The following is a 15,414-nucleotide window of genomic DNA, read 5'->3' as shown; positions in this document are numbered from 1 at the left end:
GGCCGCACGGCCCCCGTTTTTTTTGGTCGTACAATCGGGCATCGCCTGCCGCAGGAATCCCGGATGCCCACTGCCTCCCCCGCCCCGCGCATGCATTGGGGGCTGCTCGTGGCTGCCTCGGCGATCCTGATGGTGACCATGGGCGTGCGCCAGACGTCGGGGCTGTACGTCGACCCGATCCACCGCAGCACCGGGGTGAGCATTGTCGAGATCAGCTTTGCGCTGGCCATCGGGCAGTTCGTCTGGGGCGCGGTGCAGCCGGTGTTTGGCGCGGTGGCCGACCAGCGCGGGGCATGGCCGGTCCTGTTGGGCGGCACGCTGATGCTGGTGGCCGGCCTGCTGTTGGCGCCGCTGCTGACCCGCCCACTCGGGCTGAGCTTCACCTTGGGCCTGTTGATGGCCGCCGGTGCCGGCGCCGGCAGCTTTTCGGTGCTGATCGGCGCCACCGCGCATCGGCTGCCAGCGGAAAAGCGCTCGTTCGCCGCCGGCCTGATCAACGCCGGCGGCTCGCTCGGCCAGTTCGTGTTCGCCCCGCTGGTGCAGTGGGTGATCAGCAGTGCGGGCTGGGCCCGCGCCATGTGGGTCATGGCCGCCGCCGCGCTGCTGTCCCTGCCGCTGGCCTGGCCGCTGCGACGCCGACCCGGCGACCACGCCAGCAGCGGACCGCACGCCAACGACGACGGCCTGCGCGCGCAGCTGCAGGTGGCCGCGCGCGACCGCAGTTACTGGTACCTGCACCTGGGCTTTTTTACCTGCGGCCTGCACATCGCCTTCCTGGTGACCCACCTGCCCGGCGAAATCGCGCTGTGCGGGTTGTCGCCGACGGTGGCGTCGACCTCGATCGCGCTGATCGGGCTGTTCAACATCGCCGGCAGCCTGCTGGTGGGTGCGCTCGGCCAGCGCTACCGCATGAAGTACCTGCTGTTCTGGATGTACGCCAGCCGCGCCCTGATGATCGGCGCCTATCTGCTGGCCCCGCCTACCGCACTGACCTTCTATGTGTTTTCCGCGGCACTCGGCTTTACCTGGCTGGCCACCGTGCCGCCCACGGCCGGCCTGGTCGGCAAGCTGTTCGGTCCGCGCTACCTGGGCACCCTGTTCGGCCTCACCCTGCTCTCCCACCAGCTGGGCGGCTTCTTCGGTGCCTGGCTCGGCGGCGTCGCCCTGGCGCATTCGGGCAGTTTCCTGTGGATGTGGTACGCCGACATGGCACTGGCCGCCCTGGCAGCGGTGATCAACCTGCCGATCCGCGAGGCCCGCTACGGTTGCCATGCCGTTCCTGACCCGCACCGACTTCACGCCTCGTTGACCAAGCCCAGCGGCCTCATACCGGCATCCTGTCCCCGCCTTCCTTTGCGGACATATTTGTCCGAAAATAACGCATGCAAAGTCAACGTGCCGATGCGGCTGCCCGCCGCGCCCTGATCCTGGATGCCGCCGATGCCGTCTTCGGCCAGCATGGCGTGACCGCGCCCCTGGATCTGGTGGTGGAAAAAGCCCAGGTCGGGCGCGCCACGCTGTACCGCAACTTTCCCGACCGCACCGCATTGATCGAAGCCCTGCTTCAACGGACAGTGACGCGCATTGCGCGCCAGGTCGAAACCCTGGGCGATCGCGATGACGCCCTGTTCGAGGTGCTGCAGGGCATGGCCACCCGCATCGTGCAGTCGCCGGCGCTGGCCGATTACTGGCGCGCCGTGGATGCGGACGACCCCAGCATGAAGGCGGCCCGCCAGACCGTGCAGGACCTGCTCAAAGCCCCCATCCAGCGCGCGATCGACGCCGGGCTGTGCCGAGCGGACCTGCAGCCGGTCGACATCTCGCTCATTTCCAGCATGCTCGGCGCCGCCCTGCGGGGCAAAACCCGCGAAGAACGGGCCCGGCTGGCCACGCGCGGGCTGCAGCTGCTGCGCGCCGGACTGCAGGGACCGGGCGACGGGGACGGCTGATGGCCGATTACCTCAAGCCCATTCCCGACTGGGAAGAACACGAAAAGCCCACCCTGCCCGGGTCTGCGTCGATGCCGTGGCATCCGCCGCACCGCCGCGTGGCCTACGCGCTGGTCGCGCTGCTGGTCGGCATCACCGGCGGTCTCGGCAACGCGCTGGTCAGCGCCAACCTGCCCTACCTGCAGGGCCAGCTCGGGCTGACCCCGGCGCAGGGCAGCTGGCTGGTGGCCGCGTATGCGATGGTCAACGTCACCGCCAACCTGCTCGCCTTCAAGTTCCGCCAACAGTACGGCATCCGCCTGTTCGCCGAAATCGGCCTGGGCCTGTACGCCGCGCTGGCGCTGCTGCACCTGGCGGTGGGCAGCTTTGAAACCACGGTCCTGCTGCGCGCGGCCAGCGGCTTTGCCGGCGCCGCGTGCAGCACGCTGGGCACCCTGTACATGCTGCAGTCGCTGCCGCGCCGGTTTACCGGCAACCTGCTGGTGATCGGGGTGGGCATCTCGCAGATGGCGGTGCCGATCGCGTGGCTGGTCTCGGCCGGGCTGGTCGATACCGGCCAATGGCACAACCTGTATCTGTTCGAGGCGGGGCTGGCGCTGTGCGCGTTCGCCGCGGTGGTGCTGCTGAAGCTGCCGCCCGGCGTGCAGATCAAGGCCTTCGAGCCGATGGATTTCCTGACCTTCGCGCTGCTGGCGCCGGCGGTCGGGCTGCTGGTGGTGGTGCTGGCGCAGGGCTACGTGCGCTGGTGGCTGGACACCCCTTGGCTGGGCTGGGCGCTGGTGGCCTCGATCGCCCTGGCCACCACCGGGTTCCTGATCGAGCACTACCGGCGCAACCCGCTGCTGCAGACGCGCTGGCTGACCAGCCTGCCGGTGCTGCATTTCATCGTCGGCGCGTTCCTGATCCGTTTCCTCACCACCGAACAGTCCTACGGGGTGGTCGGACTGATGCGCCAGCTCGGCATGGGGCCGGACCAGATGCGGCCGTTGTTCGCGGTGATCCTGGCCGGGGTGATCTGTGGCATCGCGGCCAGCTCGCTCACCTTCGGGCCGAAGCGCATCATCCCGCAGCTGCTGATGGCGATCCTGCTGCTCGGCAGTGCGGCGTTTCTCGACCAGAGCCGCACCAGCCAGGACCGGCCGCACGACTTCTTCGTCAGCCAGTTCCTGGCCTCCATGGGCGCGGGCATGTTCATGGGGCCGCTGATCATGCTTGGCATCACCCAGGCGCTGAAGCAGGGCGTGGACCACATGATCACCTTCCTGGTCACCCTCTCGATCACCCAGACCCTGGGAGGGTTGGCCGGCTCGGCGGTGCTGGGCACGTACCAGCTGCACCGCGAGCAGGTCTATTCCAGCGCGCTGGTCAGCCAGCTCGATCCGGCCGATGGCGTGGTCGCGCAACGATTGAAACTGCAGCAGCAGCTGTACGCGCCACTGCTCACCGACCCGGCGCAGCGCAGCGCGCAGGGCACCGCGCAGCTGGCCCAGATCACCCGCCGCGAAGCCAACGTGCGCGGGTTCAACGACGTCTTCTCGCTCAGCGGCCGGGTCGCGCTCGGCTTCCTGTGCTGGCTGCTGTTGTTGTCGGTGCGCACCGCCGTCCTCAAGCAATGGCGCAAGCGCCACCCGCCTGCCCCCCCTCCCCTTGCGCCTGCCGGCGTAGACCCCCGATGAGTCCCGATATGCCTACGACACCGCCGCGTGACGACGCGCCTGAGAACGTCAATCCCGCGCCGCCCACCGACGCCGCGCCGGCCGCCACCCGCGCCACGGCGGCCCCGGCTGCGCCCAGCGCGCCGAAGTACCTCAAGCCCAGCACGCGCAGCGTGGTGGTGATGATCGTGGTCGCGTTGCTGGGCATCGCGCTGATCCTGCGCGCCTGGTCGCTGTGGCCGTTCAACACCCCCTGGGTCAGCACCGACAATGCTTACGTGCGCGGCCAGATCACCGTGCTGGCGCCGCAGGTGAACGGCTACGTGACCGAGGTGCTGGTCAAGGACTTCCAGCACGTCAAACAGGGCGAGCCGCTGCTGCGCATCGACGACCGCATCTACAAGGAAAAAGTCGCGCAGGCGCAGGCCAACCTGGACAGCGCGGTGGCTGCGCTGGCCAACTCCGACCAGGCGCAGGCGCAGAACCGCGCACAGATCGGCGCGGCCCGCGCCGCACTGTCGGCAGGCCAGTCGGAGCTGGCGCGCTCGCGCAACGAGCTCAAGCGCTATGAGGAACTGGCCGACCAGCAGCTGGTGGCGCTCAACGACCGCGACAAGTTCCGCACCAGCGCGCAGGCCGCGCAATCATCGGTGCAGCAGTCGCAGGCGCAGATCCGCATCGCCGAGGAGACGCTGACCTCCACCCAGGTGGCGCGCAAGGGTCTGGAAGCGGGCGTGGAAACGGCGAAGGCGCAGCTGGAGCTGGCGCGGATCGACCTGGCCAACACGGTCATCCACGCGCCGCGCGACGGGCAGGTCAGTGAGGCCTCGGTACGGCTGGGCCAATACGTCACCGCCGGCTCGCAGCTGCTGTTCCTGGTGCCGGACGCGCTGTGGGTGGTCGCCAATTTCAAGGAAGGGCAGACCTGGAAGATGCGCATCGGCCAGCCGGCCACCTTCGCGGTGGATGCCTTCGACGGCCAGCGGCTGACGGGTCGGGTGGAGCAGATCGCCCCGGCCACGGGCTCGGAATTCAGCGTGCTGCGCCCGGATAACGCCAGCGGCAATTTCACCAAGGTGGTGCAGCGGTTGCCGGTGCGGATCGCCATCGACCCGGACCAGGCGCTTGCGCCGCGTCTGCGCCCGGGCATGTCGGTGGTGGTCCGGGTGAACACAGCAGACACCCGGTAACAATAGTAGTGACACGCCATGCGTGTCAGCCTTGCGTTCGGGCACCGCGATGACACGCATGGCGTGTCACTACGCGATCACCCCGCGCAGCGGGCGCAGAGGCCGTGCACTTCCAGGGTCTGGGCCTGCGGCTGGAAGCCCAGCTCCTTGGCGCGCTTTTCCAGCTGGCTGACGATGTCGCGGTCTTCCAGCTCCACCGCGCTGTGGCAGCTGTTGCAGATCAGGAACGGCACCGAGTGCTGGGCGCTGCTGGGGTGGTGGCAGGCCACGAAGGCGTTCACCGACTCCAGCTTGTGCACGAAGCCATTGGCCATCAGGAAGTCCAGCGCGCGGTACACGGTGGGCGGGGCATCGGCGCCCACGCCCTTGCCGTTGCGCACCCATTCCAGCAGCTCATACGCCTTGACCGGCTTGCCGGCTTCGGCGATCAGCCGCAGCACGTTGGCGCGGATCGGCGTCAGCCGCAGTCCGCGCTCCGTGCACACGCGCTCCACCACCTTCACGAAGTCCGAGGCGTCGTGAACGTGGTGATGAGGGGCGGTACAAGCGGTCTTGGCGGACATGCGCGGTCTCCTGTGGTCAGGCCGTCGGTACTTTAGTAAGTGCGACGTCGATGCGTTTCAAGGCCTCTTCACGCCCGGCCAGGAACACGGTCTGGGAAATGTCCGGGCTGACCTGGGTGCCGGTGATGGCCACGCGCAGCGGCTGCGCCACCTTGCCCATGCCGATGTCCAGCGCGGTGGCCACCTCGTGCAGGGCCATCGACACGCTTTCGGCAGTCCACTCGCTGGCCGCAGCCAGCAGCTCGCGGGCCTTGCCCAGCGCCAGTTCCGCGCCCGGCTTGAAGTGCTTGGCCACCGCCGCCTCGTCGTATTCGACCAGCGGCTGGTACCAGACCACCGCCTTCTCCGCCATTTCCTTCAGGGTCTGCACGCGGTCGCGCAGCGCCACCACCACGTCGGCCGGGGCCGGGCCGGCGCCCAGGTCCAGGCCCAGCTTGTTCAGCTGGTAGACCAGGTGCGGGGCGATGTCGGCCGGATTTTCGGTCTTCAGGAAGTGCTGGTTGACCCAGCCCAGCTTGGCCATGTCCAGGCGCGAGGCCTTGGAATTGCAGTTGGTCACGTCGAACAGGTCGATCAGTTCCTGGCGGCTGAACAGCTCCTGGTCGCCATGCGACCAGCCCAGCCGGGCCAGGTAGCTCAGCAGCGCGTCGGGCAGGTAGCCGGCGTCCTTGTACTGCATCACGTCGGCCGCACCGGTGCGCTTGGACAGCTTGGCGCCCTGCTCGTCCAGGATCATCGGCATGTGGCCGAACTTCGGCACCGGCGCGCCGATGCCTTCGTACAGGTTGATCTGGCGCGGGGTGTTGTTGATGTGGTCGTCGCCGCGGATGACCTCGGAAATGCGCATGTCCCAGTCGTCCACCACCACCGCGAAGTTGTAGGTGGGGAAGCCGTCCGGGCGGAAGATCACCATGTCATCCAACTCGCTGTTGGCGATCTCGATGCGGCCCTTGATCAGGTCGTCGAACACCACCGTGCCTTCCAGCGGGTTCTTGAAGCGGATCACCCGGTTCGGATCGTCGCGGTACGGCAGGTTCAGCTCGCGCGCGGCGCCGTTGTAGCGTGGCTTTTCCTGCTTGGCCATGGCCGCCTCACGCATCGCATCGAGTTCCTCGCGGGTTTCGTAGGCGTAATAGGCCTTGCCGTCGGCGATCAGCTGCTCGGCCACTTCCTTGTAGCGGGCCACGCGCTGGGTCTGGTAGATCGGGCCTTCGTCGTAGTTCAGGCCCAGCCACTCCATCGCCTCCAGGATCGCGTCGATGGCGCCCTGGGTGCTGCGTTCACGGTCGGTATCCTCGATGCGCAGCACGAATTCCCCGCCACGGTGGCGCGCCTCCAACCAGCAGTACAGCGCCGTGCGGGCGCCGCCAATGTGCAGGTAGCCGGTGGGACTGGGGGCGAAACGGGTGCGGCAGGTCATGGAGGGCTCGGGAGAACGGGGATCGCGGCAATTTTACCTGCCCCGGCCGGCATTGGGGGCCGGGGCGTTCATCGGGCCCGCATCTCCCGGCCAGACGTGCTCGTACAGCGCGGTCCAGCCGCGCGCGGCGGCCTGCTCCTGCATGCGTCCGGCATGGACCTGGCGCAGGTGGAACTGCATGCGCCCGGTGCCGGCGGCCGGGAGGGCCCCGTACATTTCGGCCAGGGTCTCGGCACTGTCGTCGCCCAGCGTGCGGGAAGAGAGCCGGCTGAAGTAGCGCGACCCGAACAGGTTGTTCACCCACTGGTTGAAGCGCGGCAGTTTCTTGAACACCATCAGGCCGAAATTGGGGTCGTAGAGCAGGTATTCGCGCCGGCCGTTGTCCAGCACGTTCACCCCGCACACCATGCTGTGCTGCGTGCCGCTCAGGACGAAATGGCTGCTGCGGGCGGTATTGGCAAGGAACCCGGCCAGTTCATCGATCTGGATCAACGATGCCGCCGACATCGAGCCCGGTTGCAGGGCCGCCCCCTGGGCGTCGCGGATCAGCGCGCGCACTGCAGCGGCCGCCGCGCTGTCAGGCTCGCGGATCGCCTGGCGCAGATGCTCCAGGACATGGATCTCTTCGCCCTGCCCCATCGCGGTGGCCACGATCCGCGACAATCCGGTGCACATGCCCGCCGCGGACAAGCCCGTGCCTTCGGCCAGCAGGCCCTGGGAGGCCTGCAGGAACTGGCCGCCGGCGATGTACACCGAGTCGTGCACTACCTCGTTGACCACGGTGTAGCGCTCGGCACGCAGCGTACTGTCCAGCCGCTCGATGATCACCGACAGCGCGCCCTGCTGCACCGGATCGAGATGGCCGGACACGAACAGCTCCTTCATCTGCTCCAGTGAGGCGCTGTCGCGCGCCTGCTCCGGGGTCATCACCCGCTCCCAGTGATTGACGCCCCACTGGAAATCCTGCGAGCTGCTGTCCACCGAATGGGAGTGGGTGCGCTCGACCAGCGAATTCAACGAACCGCGATAGCTGCGTTCCACCGACTGCCTGCGCTTGCTGGATCGGCTGATCGGTGCGCCGCCGCGCAGGCCGACGTCGCTGTGGGGTTCCCACGCACCGTCGGCATTCAGCCGTACCGGTTGGTGGTAGAAGTTGCCCGGCTGCGGATTCTGCAGGCGCCAGGTGCCATGGGCCCGATCGAAGGCCACTTCGTACGTATGCCCACCCTGGCTGATGTACCGCCGGCCCAGGTAGTCGTGCAGGCCGTTATCGGCGGCGCGCGATCCCGACAACGCGAGCGGCCGCGCGTAACGCTCGGCCAGGGGCGCCAGCGGATCATCAAGCTGTTCCCAGGCCGGCGTCTGTAGTGCCGGCTGCAGTCGCGAACCATCGCGCGCGGCCAGCGCCGCCAGCCGCGCGGTTCCAAGCGGCGCCGACAAGGCCAGGCCCACGGCACCGCCGACTGCCGTGCCGGCGCCGGCACGACGCTGCTCGGGCGTGTCGCCGTCGACCATCTGTTCCACGCCTCCTCCCAGCTGCAGGGCCGACAGCACCGCCACCACCGGCAGCGTCTCGGGCACCAGCAGGGCGACCAGGCCCATCGCCTGCTCACAGCGTTCCAGGCGCGGCATCCAACGGCGCCGGAACGCCTCCCACTCCGAGGTCATCAACGTCTGTGCATCGCGACGCGCGCGTTGCCGCAGCCGTGCCAGCAGGGCCTGCGACACCTCGCCGGTGATCGGCACCACCGCGCCACCGTGTCCGAAGATCGCCTGGGTGCCGGCACCCAGCGCGGTATGCACGCCGTTGGACATCCAGCCGTCCTGCAGATCGGCCAGGTCGAACGCGGCCTCCAGCCATTGCCGTCCGGTGTCGGTGGCCGCCGCGCGTTCGATCCAGCCCATCATGTCGGCCTCGCTGGCGAACTCATGGAAGCGGTTGCGATCGTTGGGGAAGTACAGCAGTACCTCCGGCCCTACCCCGTCGGCGACGTGCAGCACGGTCGAGGCGATGCCATGGACCTGCAGCCAGCCGGTGCGCACACCAGGACGCGCAACCGGCCGGTAGGCGGGATCCTGGGATTCGGTGGCGGTCATCGTGCCGAACACCCCCAGGGCCAGCTGCACGCCACGTGCGGACAGCGATCCGTCGGCATGCTGCTGCGCACAGCCGTACAGGTAGCCGCCGCGCAGCGTCGTCAACACGGCCGGCGCGTGCGCCTGCCAGAACCGGTCCAGCGCACGCAGGTAGTCGCCCTGTACATCCAGCTCGCGCGCCATCGACAGCAGCTGCGATGCGTCCAGTCCCACCACCTCGCTGTTCTCGTCGAACACCGCGCTGTCGCTGCTGGTGTACAGGCCCAGCAGGCGCCCGGGGGTGTCGTCGAAGCCCGCCGCGCGGGTCATGGCACAGTCGGCGAAGCTGGCCGCCGCCTGCTTCTGCGCGCGGTTGTGGACCCACCCGCTGCGCGTCTGGTCGCTCGGATACCCGTCCTTGAAGGACACGATGTAACAACAGCTGCTGTCGAACGCGGTGCGGTAACGGCGCATGATTTCGTCATCCAGGCGCTGCTGGACGAACGGGACCAGCAGGGGGTAGGCGTGCTCGACCAGGCTGCGGCCGGCGCCCAGCGCGTGCAGCCAGCGCGCGCCCGCCATGCCGGCATTGCACAGCGCACCCGGTGTGCTGGGAGGAAAGCGCGCCGTCCAGTGCGCCGCGCTGCGCGCGTTCAGACCGTCCATGTCCAACGCTGCCAGCTCGCCTGCGGCAGCCAGCACCGGCACCGGAACGGGCAGGTACGGCAGGGCCAGTGCCGTATCGAGCGCGTTGAAGGCCTCGCGGATGCGCGCAGGCGATGACAGCCCGGCGGCGCGCAGCTGCGCATGCCGCAGCTCCAGCGCCTGCATGAACAAGGCCCAGCGGAAGTCGCCGTCGATCCCGTAGGCCTTCACCACCGCCAGCGCGCCCTGCTGCCAGCGGGCGTGCTCGTTGACCGCTACGCGCACCGGCAACTGGTGGCGCACCTCGTCGGCAAGCTGCTGCAGCGCCGCGTCGCTGCCGTTGAACGCCTCGATCAATGGAATCCGGGTGGTGCTGATCACCAGCGTGATGGGCGCCTGCGGCGATGCCGCCGCCTGCGCGGTGACCAGCAGCACCCCGTGCAGCGGCACCGCATGGCCACGGTCGTTGGCCGCCAGCGCGTGCACGTCGATCTGCCAGCCCGGCAGGGCCAGCGCGCGGCCGTTGGCCGCTTCGGCCACATCGAAACGGGCCGGGAAGTCGGTCAGCACCTTGACCGCGGCGGCCGCGTCGTCGCCGAGCTGGCCCGCTGCGTTCAACAGCACCGCCGTGCCTGCAAGCCGCCGGCCGATGCCCGAGACGAAACCTTCCGAACCCGGGGTCGGGCGACCATGCCAGGCCTGTTCGAGGCACGTGTCGTACCGGCGCCGGAAGGCGCCCAGGTAATCGCGTCCCTGCACCTTTCGGAACGCCTCCAGGGTCAGCTCGCGACACTCCTGCACCGGGAAGTAGGTCCCCGGTACGCAGCGGTAATAGAGCCCGGCGTGCCCCGTGTCGGCGTCGACCGGCAGCAGGGCCGCCCCCACCAGGGCGTGGCTACTGACCAGCCCGCTGCGTACCCGCCGGTCGGGCGGGAGCAGCCGATGCTGGTTGCGGAACAGCGCGCCGGGCGGGCGCAGCTGCTCGGCTTCCCAGGCGCGCCATTGCTGGCTGACCTGGAAGGTATTGAGGTAGATCGTGGTGGGGTCGATCACCTGGCCGGTGGCGTTGAGCAGGGCGGCTGCGACCTGGCGCGCGAGGTCGGTGTCGAGGTTCGGCAGCGCCGCGGCGGACAGGGTCAGCGCCCGCTCGGACGCCACCACATGGCGCCAGGCCGCGGTCAGGCGCTGGTGCTGCTCGCTGGCGTTGCGCCCCATCGACTGCACCCAGGTCAGCATGCGCGAGCGCGTTACCGCCAGGTCCACGCCCGCTGGCGGCGCGAGCGCGGCGGCGCCCGGCGGCGGCGCCTGCTGCGCCACGTCCACCAGCAGGCGGGTGGCCGCGTCGAGCCGGGCGCGCTCGATGGCATCCAGCCCTTCGCCGCCGCCGCGTGGCACGGTGAGGGGGCGAAGCGCACGGCGCACACGCGCCCTGCCCTCCGCTTGCGGAGCTCCGCCCAACGCATCGATGACCTCGCGTGCGACCTCGTTGGTCTCCAGCAGGGTGGCAACGCTGTCCCGCAGCAACGTCGCATCGCCTCCTGCGTCCTGGTGCACGCGTCGCCACAGCACGTCCCAGACCGATCCGTCGCCGTCGCGGTCGATCACGGCGGCCAGAAGCCGCACTGCGTGCTGCGTCCGCGCGTCCGCCCGCGCCGCGTCCGCTTCCGGCCCAGGTTCCCGTTGCGGTTGCGCTTCCCCCGTGGGCGCAGTGGCCCGGGTGTCGCCGGATGCCCATCGCCAGCCCAGCGCCGCCACGCCCAGTCCGCCGCCGACCAGGCTTGCCGCCAGCGCCAGCATGCCGCCGCCGCCCTGCCGCGCTGCGCCGGACGCCACCGCCGCCGGCGCGCTGGCAATGGCGGGGGTGGGCGCAGCGCTCCCTGTCGGCAACGCAGCGTCGGCCGTACCCCACCGCAGCGCCTTCAGTCCGGGCGCGAGCCCAGCCACGAACAGCACCGCATCGCCCAGTGCGCGGCGCAGGCTGGGGCGCGCCGTGGCGGCCAGCGCTGCGCGGTCGGCGACTGACAACAGCCACTGGCCGAGCCGGTCCCCGTGGCCGCCCTGGGTGGCCAGCAAGGGGTCCGCCGCCCCGCCGGCCAGCCGGTCCAACGTCGCCAGTATCCGGGCGCGCTGGGCGTCGCCGATCAACGGCACGCACGCGTCATCGACGCTGTCGAACAGTGCCGGCAGCGCGCTGCGTGCATCGATGCAGGCGCCATTGAGCGCGGCGGCGGCAGCGGCCTGTGCCACTGCACGGTCGACCTGCGCCGGGGTCAGTGCCGGCATCCAGTCGCGCAGCTGCTGGCGCACCGTGTCACGCTGACGGGACGGCGAAGTGCTGCACAGGCGTTGCGCCACCTCGCGGGCGTCCGCCGCGCCGAGGGCGCGCTCGGCATCAAGGGCTGCGTTCCAGTCGCGTCGCGACTGGTCCAGCGGTCGGTACAGGGCATCGCGCATCGCCTGCAGCAGCGTATTGCGGCGGGCTACCGCGTCGGTCAGCAGTGCCCGCACGGGTGCGCACTGCACTTCCCACTCCACCCGTGGCAGGGTCAGCAATGCCATCAGGCTGCTACGCCAGGCGGCACGCTGCGCGGGCGCAAGCGCCACGGGCAGCAGCCGGTCCAGCGCATCGTCCACCAGCCCCTGCGCCATCGGCGCGGCCAGCGCGGTGCGGTGGAAGTGCGGCTGCAGGGTCAGGAAAAAATGGGCATCCAGCGGCCCCTGTCGCAAGGCAGCGGCGAGCGCGTCCAGCTCCCCGCGCGGTATGCCGTCCAGCCACAGCCTTCGCGACGGTGCGCACGGCGGTGTGTTGCGGATCGACACCGCGCCGGCGGCAGGCCGACGGCGCGACGATGGCAGGGATGAGGGACAGGCCGGTGCGCCGCCAGCACGGCCCACCGGGGACAGCGTAAGGTTCGCCATGACGTGTGGTGAGGTGACAAGGGGCTGGAACCTAGCGCGATCCTGCGCGGTTACCAGCCTGTCCTTGTCCCAGCAGCGTCCGGTGGTCCCACACGAAGCCGGAAGCGTCGTGCAGGATGGCGGATTACGTCAACGCCGCCTACTTGAGGCCCGCCCCAAGTTCGTACCAGTCGATCCGGCGGGTGATCCACATGGCCGCGGCCAGCACCGCGAACAGCAGCAGCGAACCCATCAGCAGCGCGTTGTTCTCCGACACCAGCAATCCGTACAGCGCGCCGTAGAGGACGGTCAGCATGCCGGCAAAGCCGAGGCCGCGCAGCCAGCTGCGCAGCACGCCGGACAGGTACACCGCCTGCAGTCCGATACAGGCCACGGCCGACACCAGGTAGGCCAGCCAGAACGGAATATGTTCGGACAGGCTCAACAGCAGCAGGAAGAAGATCGCCAGCGCCAGGCCGACCATCAGGTACTGCAGCGGGTGGATGCGCAGGCGCTTGATCAGCTCGAACAGGATGAAGCCGACGAAGGTGAGCACGATGAAGAGGATGCCGTACTTGCTGGCACGGTCGGCCTGGGTATAGATGTCCACCGGATTGACCAGTTCCACGCTGACCGTTTCCGCGTCCACGTCAGCGCTGCCGCGCAGCTGGCGCTGCGCCTCCGACGCCAGCGACGACACCGCCCACTGTGCCTCGAAGCCGTTCTCGCCCACCCGGCGCTCATTGGGCAGGAAGCTGCCCCCGAACAGCGGGTGCGGCCACGGCGAGCGGATCGCGATGCGGCTGTCGTCGCCCACCGGCACCACCGCCAGCGAACGGGTGCCGTCCAGCACCAGCGACAGCTCCACCCGGCTGGCCGCCAGCAGGCCACCAGCGGTGTCGGCGAAGCCTTGCATCGGCACGTGCAGGCCCTTGCCGATGCCGCTGACCCCGCCGACGCCAGGCTGCAGGCGCAACGCCTGGCCATCCACGTTGAGCTCCGGCGAGCCGACCAGTCCGCGGACGTCGGCGATGCCCACCGCCAGGTACGGCGTGCCGTACACCCGACCGGCCTTGACCGGATAGTCGTCATCGCCGAACTCGGCGCTGACCTTGGCCTTCCAGGTGTATACCGGCACCCGGAACAGGCCGATCCGGCGTTCGTCCGGCACCATGCCGCCGTCGACCACCAGTTTCGACGGCATCTGCAGCCAGTAGCTCTGCTCGATCTGGGTTTCCACCTTCTTGGTGCCGGCGGCATCGATGACTTCCACCTGGCGGGTTTCCGTCCACGGCACCACCCGGATCGGGCCGGTGAGGGTCTGCGCCCCGGCCCGGCCCTGCGCCACGCGCAGGTAGGCTTCGTCGCGATACGCCTCGCGTTCGCTGATCACGCCCCGGATCATCATCAACGGAATCAGCAGCAACAGGATCAGTCCGCCCACGATGGCGAACCGCAACAGCATATGAAGGGATTTCATCACCCGTCCTCGGTTGGGAAGGGTGCCAGCATCCTGCGGGCGGGTGGGCGCAGGATGGGCCGTGTTTGAAGCGAGTGTGAAGTCGTAGCGCCGCGCCCTGCGTGGCGCTACCGCAGCTCGAGCGTTGCGACCGCGCCGCCGCCCTCGCGATTGGCCAGCGCCGCCCGGCCCCCATGCAGCCGCGCCACTTCCTGCACGAACGACAACCCCAAGCCCGAACTGCGCTGGCCGGTGGCCGGGCGCGCCAGCGAATAGAAGCGCTCGAACGCCCGCTCCAGCGCATAGTCCGGCACCCCGCTGCCACGGTCGGCCACGCGCAGCACCACGCTGTCGCCCTCGCGCGCAGCGCCCAGTTCGATGCGGCTGCCGGCAGCGGAAAAAGCCAGCGCGTTTTCCAGCAGGTTGTTCAGCGCCTGCCGCAGCAGATAGGCATCGCCCTGCACCTCCAGGGCCGCGTCGGGGTCGATGTCCAGCGCAACCCCGGCCGCCTGCGCCCGCATCGCCACCGCATCAGCGGCCGCCTGCAGCAGCGGCGTCACCGCCACGCGCTCGCGCTTCTGCAGCCAGCCATGCTGCTCCACCTCGGCCAGCGCCAGCAGCTTGTCGATGGTTTCGGTAAGACGCTGCTCCTGGCCCTGGATGCTGCGCGCGAAGTGCACGCGGTCGGCCTCCGGAAGCGGCTCCTGGAGCAGCTCCGCCGCGCCCCGGATGGCGGCCAGGGGACTCTTCATTTCATGGGTCAGCGACTGCACGTACTGCTCCACGTAGGCCTTGCCTTCCAGCTTGCGACGCATGCTTTCCAGCGCCCGGCCAAGGTCGCCGATCTCATCGCGGCGCGCCTTCGGCGGCGGCACCGGCTCGCCCGCGCTCACTGCCTTGGCGTAGCGGTTGAGCCGGTTCACCCCGTGCATCAGCCAGCCGGTCATCAACAGCCCGATCAAGGCCGACAACCCGATCAGCCACGCACCTCGCTGCAGGATGGCGCGCTGGCTGGCGGCGATGAACGGGTCGATGCTGCGATTGGGCTGGGCCAGGCTGAGCACGCCGATCAGGCGGGTGGGGTCGGACGGGTCATGGATCGGCGCGGCCACATGCATCACCGAATGCACCTCATCGCCGGGCGTTTCCGGGCTGGAGCGCGCACCGTATTCGCCGCGCAGGGTGCGGTAGACATCGTTCCAGCGTGAGTTGTCGCGGCCGATGTCCTTGCCCGTCGAGTCGTACACCACGATGCCGCGCGCATCGGTGATGGTGACGCGGTAGTCCAGGCTGCGCTTGGGGAAGCGCCACACCATCGCCTTGGGATCGCGGCGCTCCGCACGTGCGAGGCTGGCCACGAACGCGCCGTCGCGGAGGTGACCGGCCTTCAGGTCGGCAGCGGCCATTTCCGCCAGTACGTTGGCCGCGTCGACCAGGGTGGCCTCCATCGCCTGGCGCACGCCCGGCTTTACTTCATTGACGAACACGCGCATCACGAAGAACGCGGCGATGCCCACGATCAGGAAGAAGCCCAGGAACAATTTGAGCCCCAGCCGCAC

9 protein-coding genes are annotated in these 15,414 nt (G+C 69.4%); 4 read left to right on the top strand and 5 right to left on the bottom strand.

Features of this window, described 5'->3' with window-relative positions; genetic code table 11:
* The first annotated feature begins 63 nt into the window (after positions 1-63).
* The 4 genes from ACIGII_RS12455 to ACIGII_RS12440 are packed head-to-tail and all read left to right on the top strand — an operon-like array spanning position 64 to position 4,794.
* Positions 64-1,425, top strand: coding sequence for an MFS transporter (locus ACIGII_RS12455; protein ID WP_399638510.1), 1,362 nt, complete (start codon positions 64-66; stop codon positions 1,423-1,425).
* On the top strand, positions 1,383-1,949 hold the full coding sequence (locus tag ACIGII_RS12450; protein ID WP_399638508.1) for a TetR/AcrR family transcriptional regulator: 567 nt from the start codon (positions 1,383-1,385) through the stop codon (positions 1,947-1,949). Before ACIGII_RS12455 ends, ACIGII_RS12450 begins: the two co-directional genes overlap by 43 nt.
* Entirely contained in the window at positions 1,946-3,625 is a 1,680-nt protein-coding gene (locus ACIGII_RS12445) for an MFS transporter (protein WP_399638550.1), read from the top strand. Before ACIGII_RS12450 ends, ACIGII_RS12445 begins: the two co-directional genes overlap by 4 nt.
* Positions 3,626-3,633: 8 nt before the next feature.
* Positions 3,634-4,794, top strand: coding sequence for an HlyD family secretion protein (locus tag ACIGII_RS12440; RefSeq protein ID WP_399638507.1), 1,161 nt, complete (start codon positions 3,634-3,636; stop codon positions 4,792-4,794).
* Between the two features lie 77 nt (positions 4,795-4,871).
* Here ACIGII_RS12440 and ACIGII_RS12435 read toward each other — a convergent pair whose 3' ends face one another.
* The 5 genes from ACIGII_RS12435 to creC form a co-directional block, all read right to left on the bottom strand.
* Entirely contained in the window at positions 4,872-5,357 is a 486-nt protein-coding gene (locus ACIGII_RS12435) for a Fur family transcriptional regulator (protein WP_145478193.1), read from the bottom strand.
* 16 nt (positions 5,358-5,373) lie between these two features.
* Complete coding sequence (gene gltX, locus ACIGII_RS12430) at positions 5,374-6,777, bottom strand: glutamate--tRNA ligase (RefSeq protein ID WP_399638505.1); 1,404 nt, start codon at positions 6,775-6,777, stop codon at positions 5,374-5,376.
* 33 nt (positions 6,778-6,810) lie between these two features.
* On the bottom strand, positions 6,811-12,417 hold the full coding sequence (locus ACIGII_RS12425) for a dermonecrotic toxin domain-containing protein (RefSeq protein ID WP_399638504.1): 5,607 nt from the start codon (positions 12,415-12,417) through the stop codon (positions 6,811-6,813).
* 139 nt (positions 12,418-12,556) lie between these two features.
* On the bottom strand, positions 12,557-13,876 hold the full coding sequence (creD, locus tag ACIGII_RS12420; RefSeq protein ID WP_399638502.1) for a cell envelope integrity protein CreD: 1,320 nt from the start codon (positions 13,874-13,876) through the stop codon (positions 12,557-12,559).
* Positions 13,877-13,983: 107 nt separating this feature from the next.
* Complete coding sequence (gene creC / locus ACIGII_RS12415) at positions 13,984-15,414, bottom strand: two-component system sensor histidine kinase CreC (protein ID WP_399638500.1); 1,431 nt, start codon at positions 15,412-15,414, stop codon at positions 13,984-13,986.

Origin of the sequence: Stenotrophomonas sp. NPDC077420 (assembly GCF_044543385.1) — a bacterium.
Classification (GTDB): domain Bacteria; phylum Pseudomonadota; class Gammaproteobacteria; order Xanthomonadales; family Xanthomonadaceae; genus Stenotrophomonas.
Note: the sequence above shows the minus strand (reverse complement) of the source record. Positions and strands in the feature narration are given on the sequence as shown.

What these genes read in the sequence shown, in the direction of transcription:
- ACIGII_RS12455 (WP_399638510.1), top strand. Translation starts at nt 64, where the DNA reads ATGCCCACTGCCTCCCCCGCCCCGCGCATGCATTGGGGGCTGCTCGTG.
- ACIGII_RS12450 (WP_399638508.1), top strand. Translation starts at nt 1,383, where the DNA reads ATGCAAAGTCAACGTGCCGATGCGGCTGCCCGCCGCGCCCTGATCCTG.
- ACIGII_RS12440 (WP_399638507.1), top strand. Translation starts at nt 3,634, where the DNA reads ATGCCTACGACACCGCCGCGTGACGACGCGCCTGAGAACGTCAATCCC.
- ACIGII_RS12435 (WP_145478193.1), bottom strand. Translation starts at nt 5,357, where the DNA reads ATGTCCGCCAAGACCGCTTGTACCGCCCCTCATCACCACGTTCACGAC.
- gltX (WP_399638505.1), bottom strand. Translation starts at nt 6,777, where the DNA reads ATGACCTGCCGCACCCGTTTCGCCCCCAGTCCCACCGGCTACCTGCAC.
- ACIGII_RS12425 (WP_399638504.1), bottom strand. Translation starts at nt 12,417, where the DNA reads ATGGCGAACCTTACGCTGTCCCCGGTGGGCCGTGCTGGCGGCGCACCG.
- creD (WP_399638502.1), bottom strand. Translation starts at nt 13,876, where the DNA reads ATGAAATCCCTTCATATGCTGTTGCGGTTCGCCATCGTGGGCGGACTG.